Origin of the sequence: Paenibacillus germinis (assembly GCF_013141785.1) — a bacterium.
GTDB lineage: Bacteria > Bacillota > Bacilli > Paenibacillales > NBRC-103111 > Paenibacillus_E > Paenibacillus_E phytorum.
Window position 1 is genome coordinate 1 of the sequence record NZ_WHOC01000058.1, and the last position, 25,776, is coordinate 25,776.

Consider the following 25,776-nt stretch of genomic DNA (forward strand, 5'->3'; position numbering starts at 1 on the left):
CAAAATACAAAAACCTGAAAAAGCAGACATTACTCAAGATGCAGTAATTCGAAAAGCCTTATTAAATAAGGATATTTCAAGTGTAAACGTGCTTGCGATTAAAGAAGTGAGTTATGATGAAAATTCAGATGTTTGGACTATCAAATACAAAGACGCAAATGGCTTATTAGAAGAACATAGTATGCAAGTTCCAGATAAATAACATTAAACTAACGGAAAACAAGAGCTCAATAAACAAGGAAGGCAGCCGATGCAGTTTGGACGGCTGCCTTTTCCTACTCAGGCAGGAGGTCGTGCAAAAGTAAATATAATGAACAGTAACAACCTAATAATCAACTTCAGTAGAGGGTAGGAATTGGGGGGCACGCAACAACATCAATAATTCTTGGATCAATGCCATAAAACATCCAAAACGCTCCATTCCACCTATAACCTGAAACTTCACCATACTCTACACGAGTAGGATAAAACCAGAAATTGTCTCCATTCAGAAGCCAGACATATGTGTATTCATATAAACAGTCAACCACATAGGATATCTCAGGTTTTGGAGGGATGAATGCAGGTGGAGGAGATTGCGGTTGTCTCATGTACCCCTGCGGTTGTGAGATAGAAAACATTGAATTCCACTTCCTTTTTAAAAAGTTTAAATTTAATTGTATTTCATGCTATGTGGGTTAATAACTATTTGACTGTACAGGTGCCTAAGACAATGATGAATTCAGTCGATCAACAAACAACAAGTCTGATTTAAATAATCCACCCATATGGCTTCCCAATCGTTATAAGAGAGAGTCTAATTACGACGGTGACTAGTTTCATCGAAAATTACCTAGCTTGCTAGCCTAATAGCAAATAAGATTAGTGATTCAGACATTAAACAGTTATCGCAAAAACGTTTGGTCGGTATTATAGATCAGATTACAGACAACTGAATAGTTGGTCAGAGGGGAAAGGGGCAAGAAACTTTAGTGGAGGAGGGGCTGCTTTGAATCAGCCACTATTTGGATTTCGTTCAAGTAATGGGTAGCAGGTTGGTCGCAATAAAAGAGAAAACGAATCAAAAAAATGGTATTATATGGGTGGTTGATTAAAAGAGCTTATCTTCTGAGGAGGGCTAGTGAGCTAATGGTTATTAGAGTGTTTAATGTGGCTACGGCTTGTTGCTTGCTACTGATTTCATTTACGGCATGTAATGAAGAACGCATTGTGGATTCAAAAACCACTCTTATTTTGCCCGAGGTCGAGGTTAAGCAAGGAATGGAAACGATAACCTACCAACTGGATGGTATGGACGAAACTTATAATACGAAATTAGGTGGCAAATTAGTATTAAGTGAATTGAATGAACCTCCGAAACGAGGAGATGTCGTGTATTATAAGACGCCATCTCTTAACATGGAACACGTCTTCCCAAATGCAAATCCGGGTTGGAAACCACAGATCTACGATATTGCTCGCATTGTCGCTCTTCCGGAAGAGTCAATTATGATCCGAGATGGGCAGGTTTATATCGACGAGAAAAAATTAGACACCTTTTATGGGAAAGCGCTCATGTGGGGTCAGGGCGAAGAATCCTACTTCAATAATTTGAATAAACCTGGCTCTGGTGTCTGCGACTCCGACTGTCAAAAGAGTATGACGAAATATTTCCACATGGACATGCCAGAAATAAAAATACCGGCGGGTCATGTATTCCTGCTGGGAGATACATGGGCTAGGAGCGTGGATAGTCAAACCTATGGTTCAATTGCAATTGATCAAATTGAGTGGGTCATTATTGGTCGGGAAAGGAAACCTTGATGACCTGCGGCTAGTAATTATTAAAATCTTGATCAAGTAGGTGTTTAGATGAATCAGACAGAAGAAAATATTCTAACATTCTTTGAGGAAACAGGCTTCCATATACCTGAAAGTTACAAAGATTTTCTAATGCTGAATGATGGTGCTATCCTCTTCAATGATATTTCTGAGTACGCTAATGGTGCTTGGGCTATATTCGATTTAGAGGATATCTTGGATTATATTGAACAGAAAGAAGCCCCTGACAATTTATATGTTATTGCAAAGTATGATTCCACTCTGATCTATATCGATTCCTCACGAGTGAAAGCAGGAAGAGAAGATTATATTTTTGTTGGATTAGCTTATGTGCCTGATGCGGAAGACATTGTTTTGAACTTTGAGCGCTGGTTTGAACGTTTGGTTGTGTCACAAGGGTCGTTTTTTTGGGATTGGAACATATTGAACTCACTTAATTACAATTGCGAATGAAGGAGCTGATCATTATGAGCCTGCCGCTGTTTTATATAGGCAGGCTCCTTCGATTTGTGAAACATGCTTCCTAGTAAAGAAAACGCAACCCGTTCACCATCGGCAGGTTGCTAGACAGGTCCACGACGTCTGTTATTTTTCCGGAATACGCAATAAATCCCAATTTCTATTTTCGTGCTTAGAGAGATTGGGATTTTTATTCGCCGTCAAGAGGTGTATATCAAAGTAAACACTGGTATATGGAAGGGGAGTGTTTCTTTTCTTATACTTAAGCTATCAAAGGACGTTGAAACGCGTACAACATCCTGAGTAACATGTTAGTCAAATTGGAGGGGTCATATGAATATGAAACTGAGAGGGAAGGACGTTCTCGCAACCGCTTTGATTACCAGTCTTATCGCCGCTACCGCGTGCAGCAGCAAAACGGAGAATAGCCCGCAACCGTCCGCGTCCGCGACAGCATCTGCAACAGCGGCACAAACGCCGGAATCGAAAAAAGTGCTTGAAGTATCCACGATCAGAGAAGGCGATCCGTATTTGAAATTCGACGCAGGTGAAAGCTTCGACAAAAATTCCGTGTATGAAGCCTACGAGAAAGACGTTGGCGTCAAGATTACGAACCAATGGGTTGCCGCAGATAACAACCAGTTCAAGGAAAAGCTCAAGATCGCAATTGCCTCGAACGATATTCCTGATTTTATGCTCGTTGATGCTACTCAGCTCCAGCAGCTAATTGAAGCGGATATGATTATGGATATTACTAGCGTTTACGATAAGTTCGCTACTCCGGAAACCAAAAAATTCATGCAAGCGGACGGCGGTACCCAAATGAAATCGGCCACTTTTGGCGGAAAGCTGATTGCCATTCCGAGCACGTCCAATCCGTACTACGCCCAGTTTCTATACGTGCGTACCGACTGGCTCAAGAAGCTGAATTTGCCGGAGCCGAAAACGATGCAGGATCTGATGACCATCGCGGAGGCGTTTAAGACGAAGGATCCTGGAGGAACTGGAAGAGCTTACGGGATTGCATTCAACAAGGATATGAAAGAAGACGGGGCAACCGGCTTCATTGGTTTCATGAATGGCTACCATGCCTATATGGACTCGAATGCGGATTCCAATCATTGGATTGATGACGGTACCGGCAAACTTGTTAAGGGTTACGTACAGCCGCAAATGAAAGAAGCGCTCAAGGCGCTGCAAGACATGTTCAAAAAAGGTCTGATCGATCCGGAATTTGCCGTGAAAGACACGCAAAAGGAATCGGAACTCATTTTCGGTAACAACATTGGACTTGTATATGGCGCCGAATGGGTGCCGGCGCACCTTGCGACCGGTGCGATCAAAGACGGCAAACAAGTGCAGGAGTGGGGCGTATATCCGATTCCATCCGTGGATAACAAGCCGGCCAAAGCACAAATCGGGATAGGCGGCGACAGATATTACGTCGTGTCAAAGAAAGCGAAAAATCCGGAAGCCGTCATGAGGCTGCTTAATCAATGGATCATCGCCGACAACAATCAAACGGAAGATAACAAAGTATATGAGTTTGGCAAAGACCGCGTTGAAAAGAAGAACAACTACTGGTTGCTTAATCCGCTCAGGGTTGGCAGCTTATCGAACAATAACGGCGAAGTGCTGCCGAAGGCGATCGCAGCCAAAGACGCGAGTATGGCGAAGACGAAAGATCAGAAATCTCGATACGAACGGGCTATGAAATATGTAAACGGCGATACGAGCATGTGGTGGGAATATTGGATTTCAGGTCCGAAGGGTTCCTACTCCCTTATTCCGGATATGAAAAAGAACAATCAGTTCGAACAAACGAAGTTTTTCGGGGCACCGACGCCAACGATGGTGGAGAAGAATGCGATCCTCGAGAAGAAGCGCGACGAAGTATTTTTCAAAATTATTATGAACCAGGTATCGGTTGATGAGTTCGATAAATTTGTCGCCGATTGGAAGAAGCTTGGCGGAGACCAAATCACCAAAGAAGTGAATGACTGGTACGCGAAGAACAAATAGTTCTTCTCAGGGAGAGGGATCAGGTACGATCCCTCTTTCTATTCAAACTCGGCGGGGTAATATAAGCAGGTGGTGGTACAGGATGAAATCGATCTCGCGCATGTGGAAACGTGAATGGCCGCTTCATTTGATGCTGATCCCAGGACTGATTTTTGTCATCGTTTTCAGTTACATCCCAATGGCGGGCATTATCATGGCGTTCCAAAAATATATACCGACCAAAGGTCTGTTCGGTTCTCCGTTCGTCGGGTTGAAAAACTTCAATTATATGTTCGTTTATCCTGATATCGGCCGAATTTTTTTCAATACCATCTATATTTCTGTCATGAAAATCGCGGCAGGCTTATTCGTACCCATTACGATTGCTATCCTGCTCAACGAGATGAGCAGGCAATGGATCAAACGAACGTTCCAAACGCTCGTTTACTTGCCGCACTTCATGTCTTGGGTACTGCTGAGCGGCATATTAATTGATGTGCTTTCCCCGACAACCGGGGTTCTCAATCAAACGCTTGGCTTTCTTGGGATCGACCCGATCTACTTTCTGGGTAATAATCGTTGGTTCCCTTATGTAATGGTCGTTTCGGACGTTTGGAAGGAGTTCGGGTACGGTACGATCGTTTACTTGGCGGCATTAACCTCCATTAATCCGTCGCTGTATGAAGCTGCGGAGATCGATGGCGCAGGACGCTGGAAGCAGACGCTGAACATTACGATTCCGGGCATGATGCCGATTATTGTGCTGATGTTTACACTAAACATTGGCAACGTCCTCAATGCCGGCTTCGATCAAATATTCAACTTGTACAGTCCGCAAGTATACGAAAGCGCCGACATTATCGATACGTTCGTGTATCGGATGGGTGTCGAGCAGTCTCAGTTCGGGTTCGCTACGGCGGTCGGACTGTTGAAATCGATCGTTTCGTTTATCTTTATCTCGGTTTCGTATGTTCTCGCTTATCGTTTTGCGAATTATCGCATTTTTTAACTAGAGTTATGGGGAAGAGAGGGACACATCATGCGTTACAAAATGCCACTCGGCCGGCGGCTTTTCTTGAGCGGTAATCTCATATTTTTGGCGGCGATCTCGTTTGCCTGTCTGATGCCCATTATCCATATATTGGCCTTATCGTTCAGCACCGGGACGGCGGCAGCCGCCGGCAAGGTCACGCTGTGGCCTGTCGACTTTACGACGGCAGCTTATGACAACGTGTTCGGCAAGCCTGAATATTTGCGCGCTTTTCGGGTTTCATTCGAACGTCTCATTCTTGGTACGTCCATCAGTATGTTTCTGACGATTCTGACTGCCTATCCGTTATCGAAAGATGAGAGGCAGTTTCGGCTAAGAACATTTTACGTATGGGTGTTCGTGTTCACGATTTTATTCAGCGGCGGTCTCATCCCATGGTATTTGACGGTGAAATCGCTTGGCTTGATCGATACAATATGGGCGCTCGTGCTACCGGGCGCGCTTCAGGTGTTCAACATTATTTTGCTGCTTAACTTTTACAGGAACCTGCCCAAAGAACTGGAAGAATCAGCACGGATTGACGGGGCTGGACATTTTGCGACACTATGGAAAATCTATGTTCCCTTAGCTCTTCCTGCGCTCGCGACGACCGGACTGTTTACGATGGTATGGCACTGGAACAGTTGGTTCGACGGCATGATTCTGATGAACCATCCCGACAAATATCCGCTGCAAACGTTCCTACAAACCATTATTATTAAACTCGATTTCCGCTTCCTCAAGACACAGGACGCAGAGTTGATAAGCAAGTTGTCCGACCGGACTAGCAAGGCGGCTCAAATATTCGTTGCGGCTTTTCCCATATTGATCGTCTACCCGTTCCTGCAGCGTTTCTTCATTAAAGGAATTGTGATGGGGAGTGTCAAAGAATAAACATTCAGGATTCTCTACCAAAACTTAGCAGGTGAACGAATGATGAAACGCTTTTTCCGACTGAGGGACTCTTCCATTTTCAAAAAAATCATGGCCGCATTCATGGTCGTACTGCTTCCTCTTATGGCGATTACATGGCTGATCAACGAGAAAGGCGTGGAAAGCATCCGCAAGGAAATATCTCAGTCGACACTAAATACGACGGGATATTACCTGGACTCGCTCGAAAAGGAGGCAGACCGGATCGTGCGATATTTGCCCAAATATGTGACGGACGACGACTTGATCGAGTTAGCTGCTACCGGCAATGAATTGTCTCACTACGAACGGGCGGAGAAAATATTGGACATTCAGAAGCGGCTTGTGTTGATGAAGGACTCCAGCCCGTTTATTCAGGAAGCGAAAGCGTACGTTCCTTCCATCGATCGAACGCTGTTGAGCATCAAATTCGACACGTCGATCGACAAGCAGGAATATGCGGCGATGCAGCCGAAAAACAGGCCCTACGAGGAACCGTTCATTTATTGGAACGATCGGCTGTTCATCTCCATGCAGTACCCGGCAAATACGCGGCGTGAGCCGCTTTTCGTAGTTGGGGTTGAGTTGTCCGCCCGTAAAATCAAGGAATCGCTGGCTCAAATCGGCAGTTCGCTCGATGGCCGAAGCATCCTGCTTAACGTGGACCGTGGCTGGCATATCCAGAGCGTCGACGATCCGGCCCTGTTGGAGACAGTCGAGGCTTTTATCAAGGATAAACAGGCAGAAGGTAAGAAGGAAGGCTACGAAACAGTCCGATACGGGGGAAAGAGCTATTTGTCGGTTTTTAAGTACTCTCCGCTCTGGAACTCTTATTCGATAAGTTTGATTCCCGAAGCGAACGTTCTTGGTCCGATTCAAACCTATCGCGTATGGTTTTGGTGGTCTTGCGCGCTCGCACTCGTAGTCGGCTTATTTTTCTCATACTTTCTGTTCAGGCTCATTTATAAACCGCTCATGCGGCTTGTTCATTCGTTCCGCCACGTCCAGCAAAACCGGTTGATGCCGATAACCATCGACCGTGGACATGACGAATTCGGGTATTTATACCAGGCATTTAATGACACGATCCGGTCGCTGCGAACATTAATTGAAGAAAACTACGAGCAGCAAATCCGCAACCAGCGGTCGGAGCTGAAGCGGCTGCAATCGCAAATCAATCCGCATTTCTTATACAACTGCTTCTTTGTTCTATGCCGGTTGATCAAATCCGAGCGCCAGAAGGAGAAAGCGTACCAGTTTTGCTTGTACATCGGCGAATATTTTCATTTCATTACGAGAGACGGCGAGGACGAAATCCCTCTAGCACTGGAAGTGAAGCATTCCCGCACGTATGTAGACATGCAGACGGTCTGCTACGGGGATCGCATTCAAGTGAGGTTTGACAGCGATGTACCAAAGCTCTCCGTTCCGCGCCTAGTGCTGCAGCCGATTATCGAGAACGCTTACAAGTATGCGCTGGGCAACATGCGTACCGAAGGCGAACTTTGGGTACACAGCGAGAAGAACGAAGACGGGTACTCTTTCTATGTCGAGGATAACGGGAGCGCCGTAACGGATGAAGAGATCGACCGGCTGAACTCCCGTTTGCAGCGCTCTGAAGGCCGTCTCGAAGAGACGACAGGCCTTGTCAACGTTCATCGCAGAATCCAGCTTCGCTACGGTGCCGAATATGGCATCACGATGGCGCGTTCCGCGCTTGGCGGCTTGAAAGTGAGGATTCATTTCGGCAGCAGTTAAGCCGCTGATCTTCCAGAAATGCTTGAGGAGGGGAATGTATGTACCGATTGCTTATCGTCGATGATCTTCCGATCATCGTTGATGGTCTGATTGAGCTTTTTGAACAATCGGATTTGGATCTCGACATCCTGAAGGCTTATTCCGGCGAGGAGGCGTTGGAGGTACTTCAGAACAACCGGGTCGATATCGTCATTTCCGATATTAAAATGCCCGGTCTTGAAGGGATCGAGCTGCTGCAGGAAATTAAAGCACAATGGCCGGCTTGTAAAGTCATTTTTTTAACCGGCTATAACGATTTCCATTATGTGCAGAACGCCGTCAAATACGGCAGCTTCGAATATATATTGAAGATCGAAAGCGATGAGAAAATCATCCGTTCGGTTGAACGGGCGATCGAAAAGTTCGAAGAGGAATACGATCAGCTGCAAATGTTTGAAAGAGCGAATAACCGGATGCGGTTGGCGCTGCCATCGCTGCAGAAAGATTACATTTCTGGACTTCTTCAAGGCAAATCTGTAACTAGAAGCCAATTAGAAAATCACTTCAAAGAAATCGATATGCCGCTGCGGGCGGACATGCCGATTATTTTGCTACTTGGAAGGGTCGATGATTGGAAGGACATGATAACGGCTCCGGATAAAGCGCTGCTTATTTACGCCGTGCAAAATATTACCGAGGAGTTTTTGTCGCCATACGTGCGTAGTTATTCTTATGTGTACGATCAGTCCAAAATCGTATGGTTCATCCAACCATTAGGCGTGAACGATACGCCAAAGCAACAGGTTTCATACGACTTGCTGTGGAAACAAACATCCACGTATGTAAGCGGCATGCTCGAGAAGATTCAGCGTACGTGCAAGAAGCTGCTGCAGCTGCCAGTCTCTTTTATTCTAAGCAGTGAGCATACGGCATGGAGCGGTGTTTTCGAAAGGTTTCATAGTTTGAAATATGGTTTCGTATACGGAATGGGATTGTCCAGCGAGGTTATTTTGAGCGATTCCGACATCAGACGGGCGGAGGAAGGCACGGCAGCAGATAAGCAGAACGATTTTTTCCATTATACCCGCGTGCAGCTTCTCACCAAATCCCTGGAGAACTGTCACCGTGAAGAATTTTACAAACTTTATCTGGAATTGACGGAGATTTGGGGCGAGGAAAACTGCCCATACGAGCGGAAAAAGGAGCTTTATCACTCCATGGCCGCCGTATTTCTGGCATACATCAATAAAAGCACAGAGTTGCGCGCATATTTAAACGCGGTTCATGATTTGGCTCCGCTGTTCCAGTACGGCGATAAAAACTCATGGCTATTCTTAAGGCAATATTTTATGCAAACGGCTGATTGCCTGTTCGACTGGAACGCTGTCCAAGGAGCGATGCTTCCCGCGGAAGTTGTGCAAAAAGCTCATCGGTACATCGATGCCCATATTTCCACGGATATTTCTCTTAATGCGATCGCGGACCACGTCGGACTGAATCCATCGTATTTTTCCAGACTGTATAAGCAAATGACCGGTATCGGGTTATCTGACTACATCATCGATTACCGGAATTTGAAAGCGAAGGAGCTGCTCATTGGCAGCACCATGAAAGTGAACGAAATCGCCGCCGAACTCGGCTACAATTCTGCACTGGCTTTCATCCGCTTCTTCAAGAAGCAGAATGAAACGACGCCTCAAGAATTCAGAATGCAGCGGTTGAAAATATAGGAACATTCGGTTGTCAGTTAGGAGGTAAATAGGATGAGAAGATTAATTTCCGAAAGAGGGATCGTTGTTTCTTGTCAGGCCTACATGGGTGAGCCCTTGTATGGTCCGCATTATATGGCCGAAATGGCTAAAGGGGCTGAATTAGGCGGAGCCATCGGGATTCGCGCGAATGGAGCTGCCGATATATTTGTTATGAAACAATTCATTCAGGTGCCGATTATCGGGCTGAATAAAAGGAAAATCGAAGATAGCGACGTGTATATTACCCCGACTCTTGAGGACGCTTTGGCTGTATATGCAGCTGGGGCTGATATCATTGCTATTGACGGAACGAATCGGATACGGCCTGATGGAAGAACATTAGCGCAAACGGTTCAGGAGCTCAAGCGGATTAACATCCCGATTATGGCCGATATTTCGAATGAAGAGGAAGGTCTATTCGCAGCTGAATTAGGGGTGGATTATATTTCGACAACGCTTTCGGGCTATACGCCATACAGCTCGCAATCCAGCAAACCCGATATTGAATTGGTCGCTCGACTTGCAAGTGTCGTTCGTGTTCCAGTTGTTGCAGAAGGAAAGTATTTTACAGCTGAGGAAGTCAACCGCGCTTTGGAAGCCGGAGCACAATTCGTAGTTATCGGAAGTGCGATCACGCGCCCCCAGTACATTACCGAGAGATTTGTTCAAGCGATATCCAGTCAAATAAAATCGGACAATGAAAGGTTGTAAGGAAGATGAATGCGATTGGTATCGATATCGGAGGTACTTCGATTAAAGGAATCGTCATCAACGACCAAGGTCAAATATTGAAGCAAGCCAAGATTGCGACTACCGCTGAACTAGGTAGAGAACATATTCTAAGCAACATGAGATCTGTCATTGCGGATCTTTTGGCTTCGCAGAATGATGTGCTCGGCATCGGTATCGGCACGGCAGGAAGAGTCAATACGGAAACCGGGGACATCGTATATGCGACAAATAATTTACCGGGCTGGCAGGGTTTAAATATGAAACCGTTGCTTGAGTCTGAATATGGCCGATCTGTCGTCATAGATAACGATGCGAATACGGCATTGATTGGTGAAGCGTGGCTTGGTGCTGGTAAACCATACCGCGATTTGACAATGTTAACGCTAGGCACCGGGGTTGGAGGCGCCATTATGGTGCGAGGTGAACTTATCCGTGGAGCGCTATGGAACGGCGGCGAATGGGGGCATGTTGTTCTGGTCCCGCGAGGGCGGCTTTGCAATTGCGGTCAATACGGATGTATGGAACAGTATGTGTCCGGTACTGCTTTTGTAGCAGCTGCACGAGAGGTCACCCAATTTCCTTATAAGACGGGCGTGGAGGTACTACAAGATTTTATAAAAGGGCAACCGCAACTCGTAGGCATGGTCGATCGTTTTTTGGACGATTTGGTGATCGTCATCTATAACATTCATCTTAGCCTTAATCCGCAAGTGATTATTATCGGCGGCGGGCTTGTCGATTCCCGGGAGTACTGGTGGGGATTGCTCACAACCAAAGTGAAGCAGTTACAGCTTGGCATCGAGGTAAAATCGGCGGAACTTGGCAATCTGGCGGGGGCGATAGGTGCAGCCAAACGGGTGTTTTCGTCAATGGAAGGATAATTCCTAACATAGGTTCGATAGGAGAATGCTTGCCCTTTGCGATTTCTCAGCTCGATAGAAATGTCGGGTAACAAGAACATTTTCGGTTTTTTTGAAAAATAAGGAGCGCCTTGTTATGATGGATGTATCGACGGGTTTATGACCCAACAACATCAAAGAGGCGCTCTTACTATAAACTCCAAAGTTAGGTTTATTTATATTAAACGTTCAATAAGCACTTCCGCAATTTTACGCGCATGCAATGCCACCGATAAATCTGTTTGAAGCATCGCAATCGTAATTGCGCCTTCAACTAAGAGATAAATGCCATTAGCTAAATCTTCTTCGTTCTTCACATTGGCTTGATGGACTAGATCTGTAATGAAATCCTTTAAATAAGTTTTATATTTCTGAGCTGCCTCATTGTAGGGATGAGAATGATCCGCAAACTCTGAAGCTGTTTTAATAAATGCACATCCATTAAAATCAGGCTCCTGAAACCATTGGCCAAGCACATCAAATATGGCTAATAATTTCCCCTTTGGGGTTATGCTTAATTGGTTTACTGAAAAACTAAACCAAGTTCTCCACTTTTCATCTTGTCTTAATAAATAAGCCAAGACTAATTCATCCTTAGACTCATAATGATTGTATAACGTCATTTTGGCTATATGTGACTCAGCTACTACTTGGTCAACACCCGTTGCTCGAATTCCCTGCTTATTAAACAAATCTGAAGCAACATTCAATATATGCTCCTTTTTGCTCTTATTCGTACTCATACTTTCACTCCGTTCTTACAAGTTTCTGTTTTATTATAACTGTGATTCGAATGAATTATACAGATCGGTATAATAATTGTAATCTTTCTATTAATGAATATCAAGAATAATTGAAATAGATAGTCTCTATTTTAAGAATGCTGCGGATTTCCACTGTTAATTATTTTCTAAAAAATATAAAAAATGATCGTTTTTCTATACAGACCTATATGTATAATGCAGCAATGGCAAGAAATCATTTACGATAATCGTTTTAGTCATATGGACCTCTCTGGTAGTCCAGATTTCGTAAAACTGTAGGCCAGTCAGAAGAACCTGGATTGTCCCGTATCATCATTGTGACATCTGGGAATGATAAAATGCTCGAACAAGTGCAAAAGCAGCTTAATAAACTAAGTAAAACTGTAAAGCCAATTGTGGTTAAATAAAGGACTTTATAGAAACGATAAAGGAGCTGCCGCAGCAGCTCCTTTACTTGTATGTAGATATACTCTCTATTAATTAATATAGTCCTATCTATAGGAATAATAGAAACAACGTTATTGATCATTTTTTTGGACAAGGTTAACATAAGGGAAATCCTTAGAGGAGGGTGGAAGCATGGATATTTGGTATCTACTGAATATGAGCTTGCCATAGTGTATTGCTAGCCGTTATTTGTGGGGGTAATTGGAGAGTTATTTAGATAATAAAATAAACAGAAAGTAGTGAAGATTTTATGCAGACAACAGCTGCCACACAGAAACAAAGAAGCATCGGTTCAGTGCAATTCTTGCCAGTTAATTTATTTGCGTCAGTTATGGGTATTTCAGGTTTATCTTTGGCTTGGCAACAAGCGAGCAAGCTATTTGGCACTTCCCCCGTCATCGGTGATATTATTGGAATCATTGCGGTTCTTATGTTTATAGCATTAAGCATAGGTTATATTTCAAAATGGGTTCTATACCCTCAGAAAGTGGTAGGCGAATTTACGCATCCTATCTTAGGGAACTTTTTCGGTACAATCACGATTTCGATTCTATTGCTTTCTTCCGTGCTAGGTACCTACAGTCAAGTATTAGGCCAAACGCTTTGGATCATCGGAACGGCGACCACTTTAGTGCTTAGTTTTGTCTTCGTTTCGCGATTGTTAAATGGGAATCAAGAACCAGCAAATGCGGTTCCTGCATGGATTATTCCTGTAGTGGCTACACTCGACGTTGGCGTAGCCGGCGGAACGATGCCATTTCCTTGGGCTCATGAAGTCAATCTGTTGTGCTTAGCGATTGGCGGAATTGTTGCTCTAGTTTACTTCGTCATAATCGTATCCAGATTAATACATCATGTTCCAATGCCTGCTGGATTAACACCTTCCATGCTCATTTTGATTGCACCATTTGAGGTCGGCTTTCTTAGCTATACGAACTTCATGCAACAAATTGATCAGTTCGCATCTATCTTGTTTTACTTTGGTTTGTTTTTATTCGTCGTCCTGTTCTTTAAAGTCTTCAAAAAGTCTGTACCGTTCGGCGCTTCTTGGTGGGGTGTAAGCTTTCCGATGGCTGCGCTTAGCAACGCTGCTTTGGAGTATGCACTGTTGGTGCATTCCTGGCTGTTAATCGCCATCGCCGCGGTCATTCTGACACTGCTTAGTATCGTTCTGATCGTTTTGTTTATTCGAACGCTGAATATTCTGTTCAATGGCAAATTGCTTAGAGGATAATTTTGGTAAGTGTGACGTTAATAATTGTTTTTCTCAACGAATGCGAAATTAGGGATCATTGAGAATTACATAAATGTCATCAATCGTATTCATAGAATAATGAATCAGATGAGATATTTTCCTTTGCGCTATACGTAAGAGTTTAATTACCTTCTAAAAGCCAGCAGGATGCAATCGTGCTGGCTTTTTCCTTTTTTTACTTCCGATCATAAACTGCGGCCTTTCGGTTGTGATTAAAGCGTCAGGATTCTCCAATTAGCAACCGTTTGGTCCGGATCAGGTTACTATAGAAATTGTGCATCATTATGATAGAAAAAGGAACATTGATCGTTGATATGTTGATTTATATAATTACAATACATCACAATAAGAACCAGTTGGACAAACAGCAATTTAGCACCAAAACCTTATCGTGATAGTGAGATTTTCGCATGTATTGTCCTTCTGTCAGTAACAAATAATAACAACCATTACTTGCATGTATTCGAAGACTATTGCCAAATAAAATATAGGGAAAATCGGATCCACCAATACTGTAAACACGAGGTGAATGAGGATGGAATTAAGACAACTAGAATATTTCATGACGACTTGCGAAGAACTACATTTTACTCGGGCTGCAGATAAACTTGGTATTACACAGCCTACGTTAAGTCATCAAATTAAGGCGCTTGAGAACGAGCTTGGTGTTCGATTGTTTGATCGAATCGGTAAGAAGACGATGATCACAGAAGCGGGTATGATCTTGTACCAGCAGTCCCATAAAGCTATAGGATTCTTGGCAATTGCACGCGAGCAAATTCAAGAGCTGCAGAAAGTAGAACGCGGAACTTTATCGATTGGCGCCTTGCCGGGTGAGTTAAATGAACTCGTTTCATCATTATTAATCAACTATCATCGCAGTTATCCGAATATACGCATAAAGTTAATTGCTAATGAAGATATCGTTGAACGGGTCCTGCAAAATGAACTGGACTTTGCCATCTCTATTTTACCTGTAGAACATGACAAATTGGCGATTAAGCCTCTCTATAGAGAATCCTTCTTTTTCGTGACTAACGCCAACCATCCTTTGGCAGGTCACCCTCAAATTGATTTTGAAGAATTAGTAACAACCCCGATTGTGATGTTTCCTGAAACACACCGATGCCGGCAACTGATTGATTCCACATGCAAAATAGCAGGGTTGGAATTAAAACCTTTTATTGAAACGACAACGGTCGATTCTTTATTTAATTTAGTAAGGTCAGGAATAGGGGCCACTATTCTTTCTAAAACATTAATCGAGATGTATCACTATGAGGATTTGATCATCATTCCAATCCTAAACCCAACACTCTGCCGAGAAGTAGGGATCGTTTATCATAAAGATAAGTATCTGGGGCGGACAGCAAGCGGATTTATCGATCTGGTTCTTTCTTACATTAATTCTATTAAGAAGGAAGAACCTACAGCATATTGCGATCAGGAAGCGAAGCCTTGATGAGTTATCTAAGGGATGTCTGACGAAATTTACAAAGAAATGAGATCGGACAAGAGGTATCACGCTATGAACAATTTAGTTGTAAAAAAAATAACGAACAGTTCAAAAAGGAAGTCATTATTTCATTTTACGAGAGTCCGAAACTTGCCTTCAATTGCGCATCTCGATGCTTTGTATTCATGTAATAAGGTTGATCCTACTTTATCGAATGAAAGACGGATAGTGAGTAGAGAAATTCATTTTCACGGAAATGTTTTTGTAGCAAACGCTCATCTACGAATTGCAGATCAAGTTATGGATGCAAAAACAACTCATCGACAATTTCATAATTATCTGGATCAGCACGTATTTTTTTGGCCGACGCAAAGAGATTGTCAAAAAATGCTGGAGATTTATTCAAAAAGAGAACCAGATGAAGCTTTTGCTATCCTTCAATTGGATGCAGAATCGTTGCTTGATGACTTCTATGACACTGTTAAGTTGTCTAAGTACGATTCAGGAAGCTCACCTCGTTACCCAACTCGTTGTTCCTATAAAAAAAGTCTGCAAATGTTTTTGCCATTAGACCAATTCGAGATTATGCGGGAAAATTATGTGCCATCAAAACCTTCTGAGATACGCGAGGTCCTTGTGGAAGAGAAAGTAACGAACTTGTCCAGTTATTTAGAGGCCGTTTATTGTAATAATATTAAGGAGATTCCCGAAAAATGGAGGAAGTATGCACAATCTTTTCAAGGATTTTAAGAATCGAGTCATCAGCACAATGATAGAACCGCTCTAATGACAAAAGGGTAATAAATAAGTAAATGAACCCAGTGCCGTGTTGGCGCTGGGTTTAATTTTATATATTCGAAAATCATCGAAGTCGTATTCATTTCGTATACGTTTTACTCTATTTGGAATAATAGCAGTGACTGTTTTAACTAGGAGGAGCTTTCATGAGTTGGATAAAAAGAGATAAATTCAATAAATATGAAAATCTTCCTAAAAAAAGCACTCTTCTGGAGGAATACAATAATAAAGAGTTTACTTCGGATATTTTGCAAAACGAAAAGATTTTAAAAGAAACATTTCAGGATTGTTCTGACTTGGAATACCGAAGGATAGATGTTAACCATAACACTCATTGGCTCATTGTTTACATAGATAACTTGATTGATAAAAAAATGCTTGAAGAACATGTAATTAAACCAATGATTGCGAGCGTAAAAAGGGATACATTTCCGGAGGAAGCAGGAGATCTTAAAAGTGAGATAGTCTCCATTGGAACCACGAATAGCTCTACAAAAGTATCGGAAACCGTTCGTAACGTATTAGAGGGTAATGCCGCCATTCTAACGACAGGCAGCAGCAATGTGATGACGGTTTCAATTCGGATTCTCTCCAAGTATTCCCTCCTTTACCACATGTATACAGGTGGCAAGCAATGTACTTAAGTAGATTAAAGAACTGAGTATGAAGCCAAATCATAGATAAGCTCAATTTCAGTACCTTAGCTAAAATGGGCTCGCATCTCTGATAAGAAGGCTGACAATGCGGGCGTGATTAAAGCGTCTTTGCGCCTGATGAACACAGTTGTGACAATGGCATGCTTGCCGGGGATCGCATGGCAGCGGATTCGGCCTTGCTGTTCCGACTCGGCTATGATAGAACGCGGCAGAAGAGAAATGCCTAGGCCAGCGCCGACACAGCCGATTATCGTTTCAATCGATCCGAATTCCATCAGCTTAAAGGGCACTATGCCTTCTTCATGGAGCAGCTGATTTAATTTTGCCCGGTAGGAGCAGCCGCTGTGGAATACGAGAAGCGTACGCAGCTCTGCATCATGGATGGAATTGACGGTCGGATGGGAGACCGAGGTGACAAGAACCAGCTCCTCATCGATGACGTTTTCCTGAATCAATTCGGGATGCTCTACGGGACCGGCCACGAATGCCCCGTTCAGCTCATAGTGAAGAACGGCATGAATGTGCTTCTCGGTAGGACCGGTGATTAAAGAGAAGTCGACTGCCGGATAGTCGGTATGATATTTGGTAAGCAGCTTAGGCAGACGAACAGCGGCGGTTGTTTCCAAAGACCCTATATGAAGCGGTCCTGCGGGAACGGAGGAGTCTCCGACGGCCAGTCTGGCTTCCTGAATGACATGCAATATTTTCTCTGCATAGGAAACTAGGATTTGACCGGAAGGGGTAAGGGTGATGCCCCGATTGTGGCGGTAAAAAAGCTGGGTTTGCAAATCGGCCTCCAGTTGTTGAATCTTATGGGTGACGTTGGATTGGGCAAAGTTTAATTTATGAGCCGCTTTGGAAATGCTACCTTCGTGCGCCGTGGTAAAAAACACTTTGAGCAACTGAATATCCATAAAGACCTCCTGTATATTTAGGTTTATATATCTGAACTTGAGATACTCATCATCATTATTCTGTATTATACATGATAACAGGAATCATTGTATGATGAATGAGCAGACCAAGGTAAAGACAGGAGGAAAGCGTATGGGGAGAAGGAGGTTGATCGTTTTACTTGGAGGCATAGCGGCACTGATGGTTGCTATGGGAATCGGAAGGTTCGCCTTTACTCCTATCCTCCCGATGATGATGGATCACCATCTGTTCTCTGCCGCGGGTGCAGGCTATCTGACTTCGAGCAATTATTTGGGGTATTTGATCGGCGCGTTTGTCCTGACGCTGGTCCAGGTTAAAAGCCGATCCATGCTGCTGTTCGCCGGGTTAATCGTTAGTATTGCGACCACATGGGGAATGGGTGAATTCCATAACCTCGAAGCCTGGCTCGTGCTCCGCTTTTTGTCGGGCTTAGCCAGCGCGGTCGTGTTAATTATCGCATCCAGCATCGTACTGGATCGTTTAACGGCGCTCCAAGCCGGAATTTTCTACGGAGGCGTGGGAGCGGGCATCCTGCTGACCGGACTTTCGGTTCCGTTGCTTGCCCGAAACGGCGATTGGATCGAAGTATGGAAGGGACTGGGAATGATCAGTCTGATCTTAGGTTTGGTAGCCTGGTATTCGTTGCGGGACAGGCATACCGGTACGAAGACGATAAACTCTCCTCATGACCATCAGCCTTCGGCTGTTCGCCGGGTCTTGATATGTTTGATGATTGCCTATGGCTTGGAAGGCTTGGGCTACATTGTTACCGGGACCTATCTTGTAGCCTTCGCCAAAGCGGTTTCGAGCATCCCCAATATTGCGTCACTCAGTTGGATGCTGGTTGGTATTGCCGCGGTGCCTTCGTGCGTCGGTTGGTCTATGCTTGCCTCCCGATGGGGAAAAAAGTGGACATTGACCGTCACCATGCTGCTGCAATCCATAGGCATTGCGATTCCGGCACTTATTCCTTCTTCAATCGCCGTATTCGCTGGCGCCCTTCTGTTCGGCATAACCTTTATGGGGATAACGACGCTGTCCATCTCTTTTGCCAAGGATTTATATCCGCAGAACAACCGAAAGATTATAGGATTGCTGACCACCTTCTTTGGCTTGGGACAAATGATCGGACCGCTCATTGCAGGTATTCTGATCTCGGGAAATGGCAACTACCTCACCGCTTTAATCGGTGCGGCTTTCATAGTCTTCTTGGGGGCGCTTAGCTTGCCGCTGGGTATCGGCCGTTCCGACAGGAAACAGTTCAAACAACTGTAGTACGTTAGTGAATGTTCACTTTTGTGAACATTCACTTTTTACATTTAGGGGAATGTGTTGGTACGACAATAATTCAAAACAGACAATTATATGATGGTGAGGCTGAAGAAAATCGCTTGACATGGAGTAAACTCCATACCTTACGATACAAATGAAAACGAACAAGCTTATTCGCTTAATCAATAAATTGGGAGGAGGGTGAGGGATGGAGTCTACATTTTCAATTGCAGAAATTTCCAAGAGAACCGGTCTCAGTTATGATACGATACGTTATTATGAGAAAATCGGGCTGCTGCCGCCAGTGAAGCGTAAGGAAAACGGGCAGAAGGAATACGACAAGGTCCATCTCGACCGTTTCGTATTCATTACCCATCTAAAACGAACCCATATGCCGCTGAAGGAAATTGAACGGTATATGACCCTGGCATCCGCTCGAAATTACGAGAGTTGCTATAGCGTACTTAGTGAGCACAAACTCAAAATTGAGTCGCAGATGGCGGAAATGCACACTACTTTGGAAATGATGAATTACAAGCTAGACCACTTTAAGGACCTGATGAAGCGTTCAGGTTTAGGAGGAGAATGAACTATGCATACAGATAACACATATAAGATTACACCTCAAGCACCGATCCCATCGGACTTCGGGCCGCAAACAACAGCGCGGGAAGTGCTAGCCGGACATGACCTAAGCGGCAAGATCGCCATCGTGACCGGCGGGTACTCCGGCGTCGGACTTGAGACAACCCGCGCTCTGGCGGAAGCAGGTGCGACGGTAATTGTACCCGCGCGTACGATGGAGAAAGCCCGCGCTTTGATTGCTGATATCCCGAGAGTGGAGCTGGAGGAGCTGGATCTTATAGACCCCGATTCCATCGACGCATTCGCGCAGCGGTTTCTAAACACTGGCCGGCAGTTGGATATGCTCATTAATAATGCAGGCATCATGGCTCCACCGCTAGTGCGCGATGCACGCGGCTATGAATCCCAGTTCGCGACCAATCACTTGGGACACTTCCAGTTGACGGCTCGGCTCTGGCCGTCTTTGAAACAAGCAGGAGATGCGCGTGTTGTCTCCGTCTCCTCAACCGGTGTCCGCTTCGGAGGCGTTGATTTTGAAGATCCAAACTTCGAACGTCAGGAGTATAACAAATGGAAGGCCTATGGACAGTCTAAATCTGCCAATGCGCTATTTGCTGTCGAGATGGACCGCTTGGGTAATGAGTACGGCGTGCGCGCCTTTTCTGTCCATCCTGGCAGAATTATGACAGATTTGGTACGTTATATGTCGGATGAAGAGAAGAGCGCAGCAGGTGGGGTATTGAAGACCACTGAGCAGGGAGCTTCAACTAGCGTATGGTGTGCGACGAGTCCTCAGCTTGAGGGCAAAGGCGGCGTTTATTGCATGGATGCCGATATTGCCGAGGTCATTACGGCCGAAGCACTGCAGGGACTTGGTCAAGTGATGTCCGGTGTACTTCCTTGGGCGATCGATCCTAGCTTTGCGGAGCGGCTTTGGTTGCTCAGCGAGGAGATGACTGGCGTGAAGTTCAGGACCTGAGCGTGACACTATATTAACAATTGAAATGATCAACTTGAGCAACTGAATCTCTATATAGACTTCCTGTATATTTAGGTTTAGATATCTGAAAATGAGATACTCAATATCAGTATTCTGTATTATACATGATTACAGAAATCAGTGTATGATGAGTGAGCAAGACAAGGTAAAGACAAAAGGAAAGCGTTTGGTGAGTAGTACGTTGATCGTTTTGGTCGGAGGCATAACGGCACTGACTGTTGCTGTGGAATGGGAAGGTTCCCCTTTACTCCTATCCTCCCGATGATGATGGATCTCCATCTGTTCTCTGCCGAGGGTGCGAGGAGAGGGGGTTGACACACTATCTACTAAAAGGTAGAATAACGCCATGACAAAAACCAAGAATACAGCAGAGGCTATTTTGGATACTGCTCAGTCGATTGTTCAGGATGTCGGGTTTAACGGATTCAGCTATACACACATTGCAGAAAAAGTAGGGATACGAACTGCTAGTATTCATTACCATTTCCCAAACAAGGAGGATTTAGGAGAAGCGCTGATTGCACGGTATCATAGACATTTTATTTCTGCAATTGCTCAAATCGATACCGAGACACAGAACAATTTGGAAAAGCTACGAAAATTCACATTGCTATACAGTGGCCCTGTTCAAGATTATTGTACTTGTCTAGGCGTTATGCTTTCAACTGACCTGGCTACTTTATCAGGTAAGACACGAGAAGGGCTAGCTCAGCTTTTCACCGCCAATTTAGAGTGGTTGGAACGAGTGTTGGATCAGGGGCGGCGTGAAGGGCATCTAAACTTTGATGGTGCCGCGGATGTGCAAGCCCATCAACTGCTTGCTTCGCTCCAAGGTGCGCAATTACTTGCAAGAACTTTTCAGGATTTAAGTAGATTTGATAGGATTGCCGATGGATTAATATCCGCTTTAACTTAAAAAAGAAGGCGGATTTTTTTACAAATATAATTCTACCTTTTAGTAGGTAGACAAAAGGAGAATGGGGAAATGAGTTTACAAGGTAAAGTAGCAGTGATTACAGGTGGAAGCAGCGGTATTGGAAAAGCAGTGGCAATTGAACTGGTGAAACGAGGAGCCAATGTAGTCATCAATTGCCGCCGCGAAAAAGCGTTAGTAGAGGCTGCAAGATAGGTCGATCCGACAGGTGCGCATGTCGCATATGTTGCCGGCGACATTTCAGATCCCCAAATAGCTGAACGCTTAATCGGCGAAGCACTTTCGCGCTTTGGTCGTATCGATACACTGGTGAACAATGCCGGCATTTTTATAGCGAAACCATTCACGGACTTCACTGAAGCGGATTTTGAATCGATACTGTCCATCAATGTGGCAGGATTCTTCCATGTTACTCAGCGTGCGGTGACCGAGATGTTGAAGGCGGGTTCCGGCCACATCGTCAACATCACGGCAAGCGGAGTCGTAGAGCAGCCCCTTAAAGCCGTGCCATCTGTACTTGCCGCACTGACCAAAGGAGGCTTGAACGCGGCAACAAAATCGCTGGCGATTGAGTATGCGGACAAGGGCATTCGCGTGAACGCAGTCGCGCCGGGGATCACTAAGACGCCAATGCATTCGGTTGAGACACATGATTATTTGGCTCAATTGCACCCAGTGGGCCGAATGGGCGAGGTTCAGGACATTGTTGACGCTATTGTGTATCTAGAATCCGCACAATTCGTGACCGGAGAGATTCTTCATGTCGATGGCGGTCAAAACGCCGGACAGTGGTAAGCTGTATATAATTTTTTGAATGCGGACAAATACGGAATTTAGAAAAGGAGGATGGCGTTCATGCTGTACGAACTGCGGATTTATCAAGTGGTACCTGGCCGTATGCAAGCGATACTGGATCGGTTTCGGGATGATATGATAAGAATTTTTGCTAAACATGATATGAGGGTGACGAATTTTTGGGTAGACGCGGATGAATCAAAGGATAGGTTGTATTATGTGCTTGAGCATCCGGACGCGGCTTCGCGTGAACGGAACTTCCAGGCCTTTATGGAAGATCTAGAATGGCTGGAAGTTAAGGGGAGAACTGAGCAAAACGGTCCCCTACATGAGAAAATCGATATTGTCTATATGAAAAAAGCGCCTTTTTTCCAAATCGAGTAAAAGGCTGTAGGCTTGTCGTCGCACTACAAATGAAGGAGGGAAGGGAAGAGATGTTGTATGAACTGCGAATTTATCATATGAATCCAGGGAAAATGAAGGTTGTCCAAGATAGGTTCAGAGATCATGTTATTCAATTATTTATGAATCATGGCATGAAAGTGACGCAATTTTGGGAGGATTTAGATGAAGCAAATAACCGTCTATATTATGTTGTAGAGCATCCTAATATGGAAATTCGAAACCTTAACTATGATCGTTTCCGCAACGATCCTGAATGGATTGAAGTTAAACGAATTTCAGAACTAGATGGGCCATTAATTAACAAACAAGAAAGTATATTCATGAAAAACGCAGCATTTTTCGAGAACTAATAATACAGGAAACCTGTCCATAAATTAAAAAGATTTTAATAACAATTATGAAAAGGAGCAATTAAAATGAAAACTTTAGTAATCGTTACTCACCCGAACATCGAAGCATCCCACTGGAATAAATCATGGGTGGAGGAATTGCAAAAGCATGGCGATATCACGATTCATGAATTATATAAGGCGTACCCAGACGAAAATATCGATGTTTCTAGAGAGCAGCAGTTGATTGAGTCGCATGACCGAATTATTTTTCAATATCCGCTTTATTGGTACAGCACACCGCCATTACTCAAAAAGTGGTTTGATTCCGTATTGCTATACGGCTGGGCTTATGGACCAGATGGCACTAAAACAGCAGGTAAAGAAATCGGTGTTGCGATCTCGACCTATGGTACGGAAGAGTCGTATCAAGCAACCGGGTTCAATCGCTTTACCCTGCAAGAAATATTGCGACCATTAGAAGCGCTTGCTCATTTTATCAGTGCCTCTTATCTGCCTCACTTTTCACTAAATGACACTTCTAACGTTACGGATGAACGATTAGCACAGAGCAGCATCGATTACATTAATCATATTAAAACGGTAAAGCCAGTTGTGGTTGAAAAATGAAAAAATTGACCATTGACGTTTACATGGATACGATTTGCCCCTGGTGTCGCATGGGAACAACCAGTCTGCGGACCGCTTTGAAACAATTGCCAGAAGGCACTAAGGCAACCGTTCGTTGGCATGCTTTTCAGCTTAATCCCGGTATTCGCCCTGAAGGAGAAGATTATCGGCAGGTTATGATTGGCAGATTAGGCGGGACTGCGCAATTCGAAGCAAGAATGAGGCAGTATAATGAAACCGGTGCTCATTTCGGCCTTACATTTAATATGGATATTGTGAAATATACACCGAATACTACCTTATCCCATCAGTTAATAGCTATTACGCCAGAGAACTTGCAAGAGCAATTGATTGAGAAGATATATACGGCTTATTTTGAAAATGGCATCGATATCGGTAATGTGGATGAACTTGTGGAAATAGCAAGAACAAACGGGATCACTGGCGATGCTGCTGAACTCAAAATGCGACTTATTAAAGGCGATGGGATTGAAAAGGTTGAATTAGGACAACGCAACGCGCAAAAGTTAGGGATCAGAGGGGTTCCTTACTTTGTAATTAATGAGAAGGTCAGCATATCTGGACTACAATCTCCTAATGAATTTATTAAACTTTTTGAAAATAATTAAGTTGGATTTCGATTCACAGCAGAATCTAAGCATAATTAGACAGACCTGTATGTATAAAGATATAAGCCGACAATATAAAAAGTTTGGAGCGATACCAATGAATATATTTCAAAAACTATTTAAAAAGGAGACTACACAAATGTCATCATCAAAAGTGAATTTAGCAGTCATCTATTACAGTTCCAATGGAACTAACTTTCAATTGGCTCAATGGGCAGCGGAAGGAGGTCTTCAAGCTGGAGCAGATGTAAAAGTTCTAAAAGTGCCAGAAACTGCGCCACAATCCGTTATTGATGGTAGTCCATCTTGGAAAGCTCATCTTGAGGCAACCAAACATATTCCTACTGTATCTTTGGCAGATTTGGAATGGGCAGATGCGATCATCTTTAGTATGCCCACCCGATTCGGTAATCTTCCTGCTCAAATGAAACAGTTCATCGATACGACTGGTGGTCTTTGGGCCCAAGGCAAAACGGTGAATAAAGTCGTGAGTGCCATGACTTCCGCTCAAAATCCGAATGCTGGACAGGAACAAACGATACTTCAGCTGTACACTTCAATGTACCACTGGGGTGCGATTGTGGCAGCTCCCGGATTTACTGATCCATCGGTATTTGTTGCTGGAGGGAATCCATACGGTACAAGTGTCACCGTGGATCAAAATGGAGCGATGAAGGAAGACGTGCGCGATGCTGCAGTACATCAAGCAAAACGCACCATATCGGTTGCTAAATCGGTTAAAAACGGTTTAGAACAAGACAAGGAAGTGAAATAACTCATGGATATTCAGGGGAAAGTAATAGTAATAACTGGCGGCAGCAGCGGTTTAGGGAAAGCTATGGCGATTGAGATGGTGAAACGAGGAGCGAATGTAGTTATCAATGGACGCCGTGAACAAACGTTGTCTGATGCTGCAAAAGAAATCGATCCTACAGGAAAACAAGTGCGGTTTATTGCCGGTGATATTTCAGAGCCTAAGATTGCGCAGCGCTTAATCGACGAAGGATTGGCTCACTATGGACGCATCGATACGCTAGTTAATAATGCGGGAATCTTCATGGCTAAGCCATTTACGGAGTATTCAGAAGAAGACTTTGCAACGTATTTATCCACGAATGTCGTTGGCTTCTTCCACGTTACCCAACGCGCGGTGGTTGAGATGCTGAAACAAGGAACGGGACACATTGTTAACATTACAACGAGTCTGGTTGACCAACCGTCTGCTGGCGTTCCTTCCGTACTCGCCTCACTGACGAAAGGCGGTCTGAGCTCGGCGACGAAATCATTAGCGATCGAGTATGCTTCTAGGGGTATCCGCGTGAATGCAGTTTCCCCAGGGGTCATTAAAACGCCGATGCATCCTGTAGAATCCCACGATGCCCTGGCTAAGCTTCATCCTATGGGACGCATGGGCGAGTCACATGAGATTGTCGAAGCAGTCTTATATCTGGAGTCAGCCAACTTCGTAACTGGAGAGATCCTTCATGTCGATGGTGGGCAGAATGCTGGTCACTAAGTAAAACATAGCAGCAGATACAAACAA

26 protein-coding genes and 2 pseudogenes are annotated in these 25,776 nt (G+C 44.3%); 26 read left to right on the forward strand and 2 right to left on the reverse strand.

What is annotated here, in order from left to right; translation table 11 throughout:
* The 10 genes from GC102_RS10915 to GC102_RS10960 form a co-directional block, all read left to right on the forward strand.
* Positions 1 to 202: hypothetical protein (locus GC102_RS10915; protein WP_171689551.1), on the forward strand; the 202-nt coding region annotated here is incomplete at its 5' end.
* A 926-nt stretch (positions 203 to 1,128) separates the two neighbouring features.
* Positions 1,129 to 1,803, forward strand: coding sequence for a signal peptidase I (gene lepB / locus GC102_RS10920; RefSeq protein ID WP_171689552.1), 675 nt, complete (start codon positions 1,129 to 1,131; stop codon positions 1,801 to 1,803).
* A gap of 48 nt (positions 1,804 to 1,851) precedes the next feature.
* Positions 1,852 to 2,274, forward strand: a complete 423-nt coding sequence (locus GC102_RS10925) for an SMI1/KNR4 family protein (RefSeq protein ID WP_171689553.1) — start codon at positions 1,852 to 1,854, stop codon at positions 2,272 to 2,274.
* A 339-nt stretch (positions 2,275 to 2,613) separates the two neighbouring features.
* The gene (locus tag GC102_RS10930; RefSeq protein WP_171689554.1) at positions 2,614 to 4,302 is read left to right on the forward strand and encodes an extracellular solute-binding protein; all 1,689 of its coding nucleotides are present in this window, start codon (positions 2,614 to 2,616) and stop codon (positions 4,300 to 4,302) included.
* A gap of 82 nt (positions 4,303 to 4,384) precedes the next feature.
* Positions 4,385 to 5,290 (forward strand): ABC transporter permease, encoded by a 906-nt coding sequence (locus tag GC102_RS10935; RefSeq protein ID WP_171689555.1) that lies wholly within the window; start codon positions 4,385 to 4,387, stop codon positions 5,288 to 5,290.
* Positions 5,291 to 5,320: 30 nt separating this feature from the next.
* Complete coding sequence (locus GC102_RS10940; RefSeq protein WP_171689556.1) at positions 5,321 to 6,205, forward strand: carbohydrate ABC transporter permease; 885 nt, start codon at positions 5,321 to 5,323, stop codon at positions 6,203 to 6,205.
* Positions 6,206 to 6,247: 42 nt separating this feature from the next.
* Positions 6,248 to 7,981 carry a sensor histidine kinase gene (locus GC102_RS10945; protein WP_171689623.1) on the forward strand — a complete coding sequence of 578 codons (1,734 nt, stop codon included), beginning with the start codon at positions 6,248 to 6,250 and terminating at the stop codon, positions 7,979 to 7,981.
* A gap of 38 nt (positions 7,982 to 8,019) precedes the next feature.
* Positions 8,020 to 9,690, forward strand: coding sequence for a response regulator transcription factor (locus GC102_RS10950; RefSeq protein ID WP_171689557.1), 1,671 nt, complete (start codon positions 8,020 to 8,022; stop codon positions 9,688 to 9,690).
* Between the two features lie 33 nt (positions 9,691 to 9,723).
* The gene (locus GC102_RS10955; protein ID WP_171689558.1) at positions 9,724 to 10,422 is read left to right on the forward strand and encodes an N-acetylmannosamine-6-phosphate 2-epimerase; all 699 of its coding nucleotides are present in this window, start codon (positions 9,724 to 9,726) and stop codon (positions 10,420 to 10,422) included.
* Between the two features lie 5 nt (positions 10,423 to 10,427).
* Positions 10,428 to 11,324 (forward strand): ROK family protein, encoded by an 897-nt coding sequence (locus tag GC102_RS10960; RefSeq protein ID WP_171689559.1) that lies wholly within the window; start codon positions 10,428 to 10,430, stop codon positions 11,322 to 11,324.
* A gap of 194 nt (positions 11,325 to 11,518) precedes the next feature.
* Here the strand turns inward: GC102_RS10960 and GC102_RS10965 are convergent, their stop codons facing one another.
* On the reverse strand, positions 11,519 to 12,085 hold the full coding sequence (locus GC102_RS10965; protein WP_171689560.1) for a TetR/AcrR family transcriptional regulator: 567 nt from the start codon (positions 12,083 to 12,085) through the stop codon (positions 11,519 to 11,521).
* A gap of 293 nt (positions 12,086 to 12,378) precedes the next feature.
* Here GC102_RS10965 and GC102_RS39420 point away from each other — a divergent pair.
* From GC102_RS39420 to GC102_RS10985, 5 genes and pseudogenes are all read left to right on the forward strand, one after another.
* Positions 12,379 to 12,501, forward strand: a pseudogene (locus tag GC102_RS39420) (acetolactate synthase small subunit); the annotation flags it as partial.
* 302 nt (positions 12,502 to 12,803) lie between these two features.
* Positions 12,804 to 13,787: an SLAC1 anion channel family protein gene (locus GC102_RS10970; protein WP_171689561.1), complete on the forward strand. Its 984-nt coding sequence runs from the start codon at positions 12,804 to 12,806 to the stop codon at positions 13,785 to 13,787.
* A gap of 556 nt (positions 13,788 to 14,343) precedes the next feature.
* Entirely contained in the window at positions 14,344 to 15,270 is a 927-nt protein-coding gene (locus tag GC102_RS10975; RefSeq protein WP_171689562.1) for a LysR family transcriptional regulator, read from the forward strand.
* Between the two features lie 66 nt (positions 15,271 to 15,336).
* Complete coding sequence (locus GC102_RS10980; RefSeq protein ID WP_171689563.1) at positions 15,337 to 16,014, forward strand: DUF7002 family protein; 678 nt, start codon at positions 15,337 to 15,339, stop codon at positions 16,012 to 16,014.
* A 194-nt stretch (positions 16,015 to 16,208) separates the two neighbouring features.
* Positions 16,209 to 16,706: a spore germination protein gene (locus GC102_RS10985; RefSeq protein ID WP_171689564.1), complete on the forward strand. Its 498-nt coding sequence runs from the start codon at positions 16,209 to 16,211 to the stop codon at positions 16,704 to 16,706.
* Positions 16,707 to 16,762: 56 nt separating this feature from the next.
* Here GC102_RS10985 and GC102_RS10990 read toward each other — a convergent pair whose 3' ends face one another.
* The gene (locus GC102_RS10990; protein WP_171689565.1) at positions 16,763 to 17,632 is read right to left on the reverse strand and encodes a LysR family transcriptional regulator; all 870 of its coding nucleotides are present in this window, start codon (positions 17,630 to 17,632) and stop codon (positions 16,763 to 16,765) included.
* 133 nt (positions 17,633 to 17,765) lie between these two features.
* Here GC102_RS10990 and GC102_RS10995 point away from each other — a divergent pair, with 133 nt between their 5' ends.
* The 11 genes and pseudogenes from GC102_RS10995 (at position 17,766) to GC102_RS11045 (ending at position 25,749) form a co-directional block, all read left to right on the forward strand.
* Positions 17,766 to 18,929 carry a YbfB/YjiJ family MFS transporter gene (locus GC102_RS10995; protein ID WP_171689566.1) on the forward strand — a complete coding sequence of 388 codons (1,164 nt, stop codon included), beginning with the start codon at positions 17,766 to 17,768 and terminating at the stop codon, positions 18,927 to 18,929.
* A 205-nt stretch (positions 18,930 to 19,134) separates the two neighbouring features.
* Complete coding sequence (locus GC102_RS11000) at positions 19,135 to 19,515, forward strand: MerR family transcriptional regulator (RefSeq protein WP_171689567.1); 381 nt, start codon at positions 19,135 to 19,137, stop codon at positions 19,513 to 19,515.
* Between the two features lie 3 nt (positions 19,516 to 19,518).
* Positions 19,519 to 20,490: an oxidoreductase gene (locus GC102_RS11005; protein ID WP_171689568.1), complete on the forward strand. Its 972-nt coding sequence runs from the start codon at positions 19,519 to 19,521 to the stop codon at positions 20,488 to 20,490.
* A gap of 367 nt (positions 20,491 to 20,857) precedes the next feature.
* On the forward strand, positions 20,858 to 21,427 hold the full coding sequence (locus GC102_RS11010; RefSeq protein ID WP_171689569.1) for a TetR/AcrR family transcriptional regulator: 570 nt from the start codon (positions 20,858 to 20,860) through the stop codon (positions 21,425 to 21,427).
* A 69-nt stretch (positions 21,428 to 21,496) separates the two neighbouring features.
* A pseudogene (locus GC102_RS11015) lies at positions 21,497 to 22,240 on the forward strand (SDR family NAD(P)-dependent oxidoreductase).
* A gap of 60 nt (positions 22,241 to 22,300) precedes the next feature.
* The gene (locus GC102_RS11020; RefSeq protein ID WP_171689570.1) at positions 22,301 to 22,624 is read left to right on the forward strand and encodes an NIPSNAP family protein; all 324 of its coding nucleotides are present in this window, start codon (positions 22,301 to 22,303) and stop codon (positions 22,622 to 22,624) included.
* Between the two features lie 50 nt (positions 22,625 to 22,674).
* Positions 22,675 to 22,995, forward strand: coding sequence for an NIPSNAP family protein (locus GC102_RS11025; RefSeq protein ID WP_171689571.1), 321 nt, complete (start codon positions 22,675 to 22,677; stop codon positions 22,993 to 22,995).
* Between the two features lie 66 nt (positions 22,996 to 23,061).
* Entirely contained in the window at positions 23,062 to 23,604 is a 543-nt protein-coding gene (locus GC102_RS11030) for an NAD(P)H-dependent oxidoreductase (protein WP_171689572.1), read from the forward strand.
* On the forward strand, positions 23,601 to 24,233 hold the full coding sequence (locus GC102_RS11035) for a DsbA family oxidoreductase (RefSeq protein ID WP_171689573.1): 633 nt from the start codon (positions 23,601 to 23,603) through the stop codon (positions 24,231 to 24,233). The genes GC102_RS11030 and GC102_RS11035 overlap by 4 nt, the downstream gene beginning before the upstream one ends.
* A gap of 97 nt (positions 24,234 to 24,330) precedes the next feature.
* Entirely contained in the window at positions 24,331 to 25,008 is a 678-nt protein-coding gene (gene wrbA / locus GC102_RS11040; RefSeq protein ID WP_171689574.1) for an NAD(P)H:quinone oxidoreductase, read from the forward strand.
* 3 nt (positions 25,009 to 25,011) lie between these two features.
* The gene (locus tag GC102_RS11045) at positions 25,012 to 25,749 is read left to right on the forward strand and encodes an SDR family NAD(P)-dependent oxidoreductase (RefSeq protein ID WP_171689575.1); all 738 of its coding nucleotides are present in this window, start codon (positions 25,012 to 25,014) and stop codon (positions 25,747 to 25,749) included.
* Positions 25,750 to 25,776: the final 27 nt, after the last annotated feature.